The sequence below is a fragment of the Phenylobacterium sp. genome, from assembly GCF_035276905.1.
GTDB lineage: Bacteria > Pseudomonadota > Alphaproteobacteria > Caulobacterales > Caulobacteraceae > Phenylobacterium.
This window is the reverse complement of record NZ_DATELG010000242.1, coordinates 1-9990: the sequence shown is the minus strand read 5'-3', so window position 1 is coordinate 9990 and position 9990 is coordinate 1. Positions and strand designations below refer to the sequence as shown.

Genomic DNA, 9990 nt, shown 5'->3' with positions numbered 1-9990 from the left:
GAGAGGGGAACCGTCCGCCGAGCGCAGCGAAGAGCGGATGGTGGAGAGGGCAGGCCGCCGGCAATGCGTCTCCGCCTCGTCACCGCAGCTGAAGGGCGCGCACCGGTCGCCCGGGGGAGCTGTAGAGGCATGTTTGGGTCGAAAGCGGACCGGCGAGCATCGCCAAAGACCGCACCTCGTTGAAGGACGCCTCCGAAGAGGACCCCCGTCCTTGACCAGGCTCGACCGACAGCAGAATGCTGGCCATGACATTCAAGCCCAGGTGAGCGCTGGCGCGCGGGGATGGAATGCGGGCGCTGCGGCGTGCAGAGTGGCGGCCATGGTAGGCAAACCCACAGCAGAATCTGCGAAGCCCGCCCTCCTCTCCGGCGGCAACCCGCAGATCGCCAAGGGCGATGGCGACGGGCCCGTCCAGGCCTACATCGCCGCCATGCCCGGATGGAAGAGCGACCTCGGCCGCCGGCTCGACGCCCTGGTCGTGCGCACCGTGCCTGGGGTGCGCAAGGCGGTGAAGTGGAACTCCCCCTTCTACGGCGTCGAAGGTCAGGGCTGGTTCTTGAGCTTCCACTGCTTCACCAACTACGTGAAGGTGACCTTCTTCCGCGGCGCCTCGCTCGATCCCATGCCTCCGGGCGCCTCCAAGCAGCCGGATGTGCGTTACCTCGACATCCGCGAGACCGAGCCCGTCGACGAAGCGCTCGTGGCAAGCTGGATACGCCAGGCGTCCGAAATGCCGGGCTGGGCTCCTTAGCCACGGTAGAGGCTCGACCCGACGCGCCATGCGTGCTCAGCTTCGCCGAAAGTGACAGGAGACTTCGCCATGAGCCGCCTCAACCCCGCGTGCGCCTTGACGCTCGTCGGTCTGGCGGCGCTCGTCGCCGGCTGCGCAGGCCCCGGCAAGCAGCCGCAGGCCACGATCCCCGAGATCCATGACCCAGGCCCGTCACGGACGACTCCCATGCCGGGAACTTCGCCCGATCCGATCGCGCCGGGTCCGCAAGGGACCTTGCCGAACCCCTATGTGAACCCCCGGTGAGGACGCCAAGCGCCCGTCCTACGCCAGCACGATCGATCCCGCCGGCAGCGACGCGGCGTCGACGCCCGCGAGCGTGATGGTGTCGCCGCTCGCCAGGGCGATCACTGCGCCGGCGGCGTTCTGGCCCAGGGTGTAGGTCGCCCCCCCGTCCAGCTCGATCCGGTCCCCCTCGGCGGCGTTGAAGTCGGTCACCAGGTCCTGGCCGCCGCCCGCCTGGAAGTGGAAGGTGTCGGCCCCGCTCCCGCCGCTCAGGGTGTCATTGCCCAGGTCGCCCAGCAGGTGGTCGTTCCCGGCCCCGCCGTTCAGGGAGTCGTCGCCCTGGCCGCCGCGCACGGTGTCGTCGCCGGCGCCGCCGGTTTCGATGTCGGCGCCCAGGTTGCCGTTCATGATGTTGACGCCGGCATGGGCGGTGATCAGGTCGTTCCCCTGCCCGCCCAGCAGCCAGTCATTGCCGCCCGGGCCGCCGTCGATGGTGTCGTCGCCCTTGTTGCCGTTGACGATGTCGAAGCCGGCGCCGCCGGTGATCGCGTCGCTCCCGTCGCCGCCGAGCAGCTGGTTGCGCGCGCCCGAGCCGCCGACGATGGTGTCGGCGCCGGCGCCGCCGTTGATCGTGTTTCCCGCCGCATTGCCGTAGATGATGTCGGCGCCTGGCCCGCCGACGGCGTCCTCGATGGTCACGTTCTGGGCGATGGCGACGTTGCCCGCCAGTCCGCCGACGTTCGAGAAGTTGCCGGGCCGCAGGTCGATGAGCTGGTTGCTGCTATAGCCGGAGAAGTCGAAGGTGTCGGTCCCACCGGCGTCCCAGACGGCGAACACCAGCTTGCTCGAGCTGGAGCTGGCGACGAACCACGGCTCGTCGGCGTTGGAGTTGAACCCGTAGACCGTGTCGCCCGCGCGGGTCGCCATGTTGGCGCCGTAGGCCCTTTGGACCGCGGCGATGTCGTCGAGCATCGGCGAGGCGGCGTAGACGCCCCCGAAGTTGGCGCCCGTGCTGGTCTCGCCGAAGTAGCTCATGATCGTGTACTGACGGTCGTCCTCGTAATAGCTGGCGTCCGTCCCGTAGCTCAGGCTGGTGTTGGCCGAGGCGTTGTAGTCCGAGGGGTGCTCCAGGCCGATGGCGTGACCGATCTCGTGGACGAGGGTCATGCCGCCATAGTTCCCGATGGTCGGAGCAAGGTTGTAGCTCAGGGTCCCGTTGACCCAGACATCGCCCGCCGAGGACGAATAGGCCGTCGAACCGGGAAAGAAGGTGAAGGCGGCCGAACCGGCTTCTCCCGTCGTGTAGTCGCCGAACAGGATGGTGGCGTTGTCGGAATAGGCGGCCGGGCCGCTCGTGCCGACGCCGATCCGCACGAAGCGGATGTTGGCGACGTCGGACCAGGCCTTCAACGCCAGCTCGGCCTCCTTGATCTGGGCGGCGTTGAACTGCGTGAAGCCGCCGGTGTCCGACGGCATGGTCGCGGGCGCCGACGCCCGGAAAGCGTAGGTGACGGTGAACGGCTGGCCCATCGAGGACCAGGTGTCGTCGTCGCGCAGCAGCTGCGTCGCGGCCTGGTCGATGCTGTAGCTCGACTTGCCGTTGTCGGCGAGGACGCCCGCGCGGGCGTCGGCGTCGAGGAACGCCTGCGGCTCGACCGGGAAGGCGTCGGCGCTCAGGGAGGAGGCGTCTAGGGACATGCCGGTACTCGCTTACGCAACCGATTCAAGCATCTAAGCACGATAGGCGTCGGCTTCTGTCGCGCGGGCGATCCCCGCACCCGCAAGCCGCGGCCTAGCACCGATCTGCTTCACACACGGTGAAGACGCGTCGTGCCTCATGCTTAAGGCTTCGAACGGTCAGGCCGTTCCCGCGGTCAGGCGTTTAAGCGCGAGCGCGTCCAGCGGCGCCGCACTTTTGATGTCGTTGTCGAAAAACGCGTAGACGTCGCGACCCTGGCTTCGCCATTCGTCGATCACGCTGGCCCAGCGTTCCAGCGATAGCGGCCGGCGTAGCGCCCGCCGGGCCCGTGGCCGCGCACATAGACCCAGGAGGCGGTGACCTGCCAGGGCGAGGGCGCGGCGTGGTGATCGGAGATGCAGAGCGCCGCGTCGAAACCGGCCAGGACCTCGAAGACCTCGGGGCAGTACCAGCTCTCGTGCCGGAACTCGACGGCGAGCCGAAGCCCCTTGGGCGGAAGCGCGAGAAAGGCGGCCAGCCGGCCCTCGTCGCGGCGCAGCTGGGGCGGCAGCTGCACCAGGGCCGGCCCGAAGGCGTGGCCGAGGGCGGCCATGCGTCCGAACACCAGGGACACGGAGTCCGCGCAGTCGTTCAGCTTCTTGTTGTGGGTGATGAAGCGGCTGACCTTCCAGGCGAAGACGAAGCCCTCGGGCACGCGGGCCGCCCAGGCTGCGACCGTCTCTGCGGACGGCAGGCGGTAGAAGCTGGCGTTGATCTCGGCGCAGTCGAAGCGGCCGGCGTACCAGGCCAGCCGGTCGCGGTCCTTGACCTCGTTCGGATAGAACGGGCCGCGCCAGTCCTTGTAGACCCAGCCGGAACAGCCGATGCGAAGCGCGCTCATGGCCCTTCGAATGCACGGGCGCGCCGAGGCGTTGCCTGGAGCGTTTGGCGGTTCGAATGAACCGCCGAACGCTCATAGGTTTTTGAAGTTAGACCATTCGCTGCGCCGAACCGGCCGCCAGCGGCGAACGGTCTAGGCTTGGTCTAGAGCTCGCGGCGGCCGACGATGCGCAGGCCGTAGCCGCCCGAACCCGGCAGACGCGGCGCGGGCTTGCTGGCGGTCAAAAGCACGATGTCGCGCACGCCGAGGTCCAGCAGGATCTGCGCGCCGATGCCGTAGTCGCGCTGGATGCTCTCGTGCTGCGGCGCGTCGGGCTCGCTGTACTTGGCCGACAGGGCGTCCGGGTTCGAGCTGCGGATGAAGACCGCGACGCCCGCGCCGTCCCAGCTGGCGATCGTGTGCAGCGCCCTGGGCACCAGGTCCTGGCGGGTCTCCACATGGCCCAGCATGTCGGCGGCCATGTTGACCTTGTGCATGCGCACCAGGGTCGGCTTGTCGCTGTCGACCTTGCCCTTGATCAGCACCGCGTGCTCGGTGCGATCGAGCACGTTGCGGTAGATCACCATCCGGAAGCGGCCGCCGTAGACGCTGTCGAACGGCGTTTCCAGCACCCGCTCGACCTGGCGCTCGGTCCGGCGGCGATAGGCGATCAGGTCGGCGATGGTGCCGATCTTCATGCCGTGCAGCTGGGCGAAGGCGACGAGATCAGGAAGACGGGCCATGGTGCCGTCGTCCTTCATGATCTCGCAGATCACGCCCGCCGGGTTGAGGCCGGCGAGCCTGGAGATGTCGACCGCGGCCTCGGTGTGGCCGGCGCGGACCAGCACCCCGCCCTCGCGGGCGACCAGCGGGAAGACGTGGCCGGGCGAAACCACGTCGTCGGCGCTCTTGGTCGGGTCGATGGCCACGGCGATGGTGTGCGCCCGGTCGTGGGCCGAGATGCCGGTCGTGACCCCCTCGCGCGCCTCGATCGAGACGGTGAAGGCGGTGCCGTGGCCGGACTGGTTCTCCCAGGCCATGGGCGGCAGGCGCAGCTGGCGGGCGCGCTCGGTGGTGATCGACAGGCAGATCAGGCCGCGCGCGTGGCGGGCCATGAAGTTGATCTGGTCCGGAGTGGCGAACTGCGCCGGGATGATGACGTCGCCCTCGTTCTCCCGGTCCTCGGCGTCGACCAGGATGTACGGCCGCCCGTTGCGGGCGTCCTCGATGATGTCCTCGATCGGCGCGATCGCCGAGGTCACCGCGTCGTCCGACGCATCGCCGCCCAGGGGCGCCAGCTCCAGCTTGCTCATGTTCCGACCCGCATCCTGGCGAACTCCATCACCTGCTCCGCGACGGTCGAGAGCGCCCAGGCGTCCTTGCTGTCGCGGCAACTTCCCCCCTCGTCGAACAAGCCGGCGGTGGAGTTGAGGGCGGCGCCGAACGGCGTCGGCCAGCCCCGCATCGCATGTATGATCCCGCGCAGCGCGTTCAACGTCGAGCCGGTCGCCTGCCAGCCATAAGCGGTGACCACCGCCCCCACCGGCCGGCCGTGGAAATAGGGCGCCTCGTCCTTGGCGGTGATCTCCAGGGTGTCGAGCGCGTTCTTCACCACCCCCGAGATCGAGCCGTGGTAGCCGGGGCTGCCGATGATGATCCCGTCGGCGGCGCGGACCGCGGCGACCAGCTCCATCTGCTCCGGCGTCGGCTCGCCCGGACGCGGGTCGAAGATCGGCAGCCTGGCCAGGAACTCGCCGCCGAACAGCCGGGTCTCCGCACCCAGGGCCTCGGCGCGCTTCAGCGCGCAGATCAGCGCCGTCTCCGTCGTCGAGCCGGCGCGGATCGTCCCGCCGATGCCCACGATCATCGGCCGCTGGCCGCCACCCTGTCCGCTCACCCCTGTTCCTTCCACCCTGTGCTCCTCATGCGCACGCCGCGCCTATAAGGTTTCTTGTCTAATGCGCGGCGATCGTCTCGCAACGGCCGCCGAGGACAGCCGCAGAGTGGTCAATACCTTGTCCTACGCCGCTTGGCACGGGCACAGTTCGCCTGCGGACGCACGGGCAGGCGAGAGGAGTTCGGCATGGACAGGACGCAGCAAGGCTTCTCGCGCGAACGGCTGGCCCGGATCGACCGGTTTCTGGAGGATCGTTACATCGGCGCCGGCCGGCTGCCCTGCGCCCAGCTGCTGGTCAGCCGCCGCGGCGAGACGGCGCACCAATCGGTGCTCGGCCTGCGCGACGTCGAGCGCGGCGCCGCCCTGACCGAGGACACGGTCTTCCGCATCTACTCCATGACCAAGCCGGTCACCTCGGTGGCCCTGATGTCGCTGGTCGAAGAGGGGCTGATCGCCCTCGACGATCCGGTGGCCCGCTACATCCCCGCCTGGGCCGACCTCGGCGTGTTCAGCGCCGGCGTTGCGGGCGGCTTCGTCACCCGGCGGCCGGCGCGGCCGATGCAGGTCGTCGACCTGATGCGCCACACCTCCGGCCTGACCTACGGCTTCCAGTACCGCTCGAACGTCGACGCGGCCTACCGCCAGCTGCAGATCGACACGGTCTACGGCGAGCGCGACCTGGAGCAGATGGTCGGCGCGCTGGCCGCCGTGCCGCTCGACTTCTCGCCGGGGGAGGCGTGGAACTACTCGGTCTCCACCGACGTGCTCGGCTACATCGTGCAGAAGGTGGCCGCCAAGCCGCTCGACGCCGTGTTCCAGGAGCGCGTCTTCGATCCCCTGAAGATGGCCGACACCGGCTTCCACGTCCGCGACGACCAGCGCGGGCGCTTCGCCGCCTGCTACGAGGCGACCCCGGACGGACGCATGAAGCTGCAGGACGATCCGCAGACGAGCCCCTACCTCGCGCCGCCGCCGCTGCTGTCCGGCGGCGGCGGCCTGGTCTCCACCGCCGCCGACTACCAGCGCTTCTGCCAGATGCTGCTGAACGGCGGCGAGTTGCAAGGCGCACGGATCCTGGCGCCGAAGACGCTGCGGCTGATGCGCGCCAACCACCTGCCCGGCGGCGGCGACCTCACCCGCCACTCGCGCTCGATGTTCTCCGAGAGCACCTACGCCGGCGTGGGCTTCGGCCTGGGCTTCGCCGTGGTGTTCGATCCGCCGCAGGCCCTGCTGCCCTCGAGCCCCGGCGAGTTCTACTGGGGCGGCATGGCCTCGACCGCCTTCTGGGTCGATCCGGTGGAGGAGGTCACGGTGGTCTTCATGACCCAGCTCATGCCCTCCTCCGCCACCACCATCCGACGGGAGCTGCGCAACCTGGTCTATGGCGCGTTGATCGAGCCGAACAGCTAGATGCGGGCTGTTCGCAGGCGCCGGCCGCGCTAAACACCGCTCGCCCATGACCGACACCCCCGCCTCCGAGAACCTGGCCAGCGAACTGCACGAGCGGGCGACCGAGCTCGAGCACGCCGGCCGGCTGCCGGAGGCGCTCTGCGCCTACCAAGCCGCGTCGGAGGCCAATCCGGCGAGCCCGTTCCTGCGCTACAACATCGGCAACATCCTGCGCCGCCTGCAGCGGTTCGAGGCGGCGATCGCCGCCTATGATGCGGCGATCGCGCGCAGGCCCGACCTGGCGGTCGCCCACTTCATGCGCGCGATCTGCCGCCTTCAGCTCGGCGACCTGGTGACCGGCTTCCGCGAGCTGGAATGGCGGAAGAACTGCCCAGGCTACGACGATCCGCGCTACGGCCTGCCCCGCCAGTGGGCCGGCGAGCCGCTCGCCGGACGGACCCTCTTCATCTATCCCGAGCTCTTCCAGGGCGACCTGCTGCACTTCGCCCGCTACGCGCGGCTGGCCGAGATAGCCGGCGCCCGAGTGCGGCTGGCGGCTCCCGGCGCCATGCACGCCATCCTGCAGAGCATGAGCCCGTCGATCGAGCTCCTGCCGGCGGACGCCGCCCCGGCCGACTACGACTTCGCCGCCGCGCTGATGAGCCTGCCGGCGGCGTTCGGGACCAGCCTGGAGCGGATCCCCCGCGGCGCCTACCTGCAGGCCGATCCGGCGCGGGCGGCGCGCTGGCGGGCGCGGGTCGGGACGCACGGACTGCGGGTCGGCGTCGCCTGGCAGGGCAGCGCCGCAGCGCCCGGCCGGTCGTTTCCGCTGGCCGCCCTGCGGCCGCTGGCGGACGCGCCCGGCGTGCGGCTGATCAGCCTGCAGAAGGGCGAGGGCCTCGACCAGCTTGAGACCCTGCCGGAGGGGATGGCGGTCGAGACCCTCGGCGACGACTTCGACCCCGGCCCGGACCTGTTCGTCGACACCGCCGCGGCCATGCTGTGCTGCGACCTCTTCGTCACCCCGGACACCAGCGTCGCCCACCTCGCCGGCGGGCTCGGCGTGCGCACCTGGATCGCCCTGCCGCACCTGGGCGACTGGCGCTGGCTGCAGCATCGCGGCGACACGCCCTGGTATCCGAGCGCCACCCTCTATCGGCAGCAGGAGCCCGGCCAGTGGACCGCCGTCTTCGAGGCGATGGCGCGGGACTTGTCGCGGATCGCGGCTTAGCTCGCCTCGATCGCGCGGGGCCGCTTGAGGTTCTCGACCGCCTCGGCCTGGACCTCGGTCTCCTCGATCCCGGTGCAAGGCCCCTGGCCGGGGTCCGGCGTCTCGCCGTGCGGCACGGTGTCGATCAGCTTGGCGCTGCGCCAGTTCCCCCAGCGGTAGTAGGCGATGGCGAGCAGCATGGTGACCATGCTGCCCAGCGGGAAGCTCGACCAGACCGCGTCCGCGCCCCAGTGGCGCTGCATCACCTCGGCGTAGGGGATGCGCACGAACCACAGGGCGATGATCATCGCCAGCAGCGGCGGCCAGACCACGCCGGTGGCCCGCACCACCCCGGAGAAGGCGAAGGCGACGCCGAAGGGGATGAAGCTCCAGATGGCGATCAGGTTGATGCGCTCGGCGATCGGCAGGGCGGGGCTCGCGGCCGGCAGGAAGGCCTGCAGCACGAACCGCTGCGACAGAAGGATCAGCACGATCGGCACGAGCGCGGCGACCAGCGTGCAGGCGGCCCCGATCCAGGCGACCCGCTCGACCCGGTCCATCCGCCGCGCGCCGACGTTCTGCGCCGCCATCGAGGAGACCCCGGCGCCTAGCGCCATGGCCGGCATCTGCACATAGTTCCACAGCTGCATCGCCGCCCCGTACGCGGCCGCGGTGTCAGTGCCGTAGCCGTTGACGAAGCGCATCATGGTCAGGCCCGCGACGCTGATCACGATCATCTGGAAGCCCATGGGCATGCCCTTGAACACCAGGTTCTTCAGGATGCCCATGTCGGGGATCAGCAGCCGCCACTGGCTCGGCCGGACGACCAGGATCGAGTGCTTGCGGTAGAGGTGGGCCAGCATCGCCGCCAGCACGATCGACTGCGAGAGCAGGGTGGCGAAGGCGGAGCCCACGATCCCCATCCGCGGGAACGGCCCGACGCCGATGATCAGCAGCGGATTGAGCAGGGTGTCGAGCACCACCTGCAGTATGGCGAAGTATAAGGGCGTGCGGGAATCGCCGACGCCGCGCTGAGCCATCATCACGAAGTTGAAGAAGTAGACCGACGGCATCGCCGCAAAGAGCATGCGCAGGTACTGGATCGCCCCGGTCCGCGCGTCGGCGGGGGTGCCCATGGCGTCGAGGATCGCCGGGGTGAAGATCCCGCCGGCGAGCGCCAGCGCCAGCGAGGCGGCGATGAAGAAGACGGTGCAGGTGCCGACGACCCGGTGCGCGGCCGCCTCGTCGCGGGCGCCCACCGCCTGGCCGATCATGATGTTGGCGGCCATCGAGATGCCGAACACCACGCCGATCATCAGGAAGAAGACCTGGCCGGCGTTGGCGCTGGCCGTCAGGGCGGCCTCGCCCAGGATGTGGCTCACCCAGGCGGTGTTCACCGAGCCGTTAAGGGTCTGGATGATGTTCGAGCCCAGCACCGGCAGGGCGAAAACGATCAGCGTCGGCCCGATCGGGCCGGAGGTCAGGTCGGGGCCGCGACGCCGGGTCGCGCCGGCGGGGGGCTTCTTCGCAGCGGCTTCCAAGGGCTGACGCTCCGATCCGGTTTCGTCCGCCGAAGCGCCGGGCGGCGCAGCGGAAACGCATGTTCTACCTTGGGATGATGCCTAATAGGGCGCAGGTGCGAAGCCCTTCAAGGCCCGGAACCGAATTTCCCGTCGGGGCGGTGGAGCGGCGCCGAAGGGTTGAGCCGTCGGCGTTTCGCTGTAAGACGAGGGCGGGGACGGTGCATTGCGGCGCTCTGTGGCCGCGACAGCCAAAGAAAGACCGCATGAAGATCCTGATCACCGGGGGCGCCGGATTCATCGGATCGGCCGTGGTGCGACGCGCGGTCGCCGACGGCTGGGAGGTGGTGAACCTCGACGCCCTGACCTATTCCGCCAATCTGGAGAACGTGGCCTCGGTC

The 9990-nt window shown here is 69.7% G+C and carries 9 protein-coding genes and 1 pseudogene; 5 read left to right on the top strand and 5 right to left on the bottom strand.

Annotated elements, in window-relative coordinates; translation table 11 throughout:
* Positions 1–319 precede the first annotated feature (319 nt).
* Both VJS38_RS11220 and VJS38_RS11215 read left to right on the top strand, forming a co-directional pair.
* A complete protein-coding gene (locus tag VJS38_RS11220) occupies positions 320–751 on the top strand; it encodes a DUF1801 domain-containing protein (RefSeq protein ID WP_324088232.1) in 432 nt (143 codons plus the stop codon).
* Positions 752–820: 69 nt separating this feature from the next.
* On the top strand, positions 821–1036 hold the full coding sequence (locus VJS38_RS11215) for a hypothetical protein (RefSeq protein WP_324088231.1): 216 nt from the start codon (positions 821–823) through the stop codon (positions 1034–1036).
* 18 nt (positions 1037–1054) lie between these two features.
* Here the strand turns inward: VJS38_RS11215 and VJS38_RS11210 are convergent, their stop codons facing one another.
* From VJS38_RS11210 to VJS38_RS11195, 4 genes and pseudogenes are all read right to left on the bottom strand, one after another.
* Entirely contained in the window at positions 1055–2713 is a 1659-nt protein-coding gene (locus VJS38_RS11210; protein WP_324088230.1) for a M10 family metallopeptidase C-terminal domain-containing protein, read from the bottom strand.
* Positions 2714–2872: 159 nt separating this feature from the next.
* Positions 2873–3594, bottom strand: a pseudogene (locus VJS38_RS11205) (DUF72 domain-containing protein).
* A 143-nt stretch (positions 3595–3737) separates the two neighbouring features.
* Positions 3738–4886: a 3,4-dihydroxy-2-butanone-4-phosphate synthase gene (gene ribB / locus VJS38_RS11200; protein WP_324088229.1), complete on the bottom strand. Its 1149-nt coding sequence runs from the start codon at positions 4884–4886 to the stop codon at positions 3738–3740.
* Complete coding sequence (locus VJS38_RS11195; protein ID WP_324088228.1) at positions 4883–5470, bottom strand: NADPH-dependent FMN reductase; 588 nt, start codon at positions 5468–5470, stop codon at positions 4883–4885. Before VJS38_RS11195 ends, ribB begins: the two co-directional genes overlap by 4 nt.
* Positions 5471–5656: 186 nt before the next feature.
* Here VJS38_RS11195 and VJS38_RS11190 point away from each other — a divergent pair, with 186 nt between their 5' ends.
* Both VJS38_RS11190 and VJS38_RS11185 read left to right on the top strand, forming a co-directional pair.
* On the top strand, positions 5657–6880 hold the full coding sequence (locus VJS38_RS11190) for a serine hydrolase domain-containing protein (RefSeq protein ID WP_324088227.1): 1224 nt from the start codon (positions 5657–5659) through the stop codon (positions 6878–6880).
* 46 nt (positions 6881–6926) lie between these two features.
* Positions 6927–8090, top strand: coding sequence for a tetratricopeptide repeat protein (locus VJS38_RS11185; protein WP_324088226.1), 1164 nt, complete (start codon positions 6927–6929; stop codon positions 8088–8090).
* On the opposite strand, the gene VJS38_RS11180 is transcribed toward VJS38_RS11185, so the two are convergent.
* Positions 8087–9610 (bottom strand): MATE family efflux transporter, encoded by a 1524-nt coding sequence (locus VJS38_RS11180; protein WP_324088225.1) that lies wholly within the window; start codon positions 9608–9610, stop codon positions 8087–8089. The two genes, VJS38_RS11185 and VJS38_RS11180, sit on opposite strands and share 4 nt — an antisense overlap.
* A gap of 59 nt (positions 9611–9669) precedes the next feature.
* Between VJS38_RS11180 and VJS38_RS11175 the strand changes: the two genes are divergently transcribed.
* A partial coding sequence (locus VJS38_RS11175; protein ID WP_324088224.1) for an NAD-dependent epimerase/dehydratase family protein occupies positions 9670–9990 on the top strand: 321 nt, incomplete at its 3' end.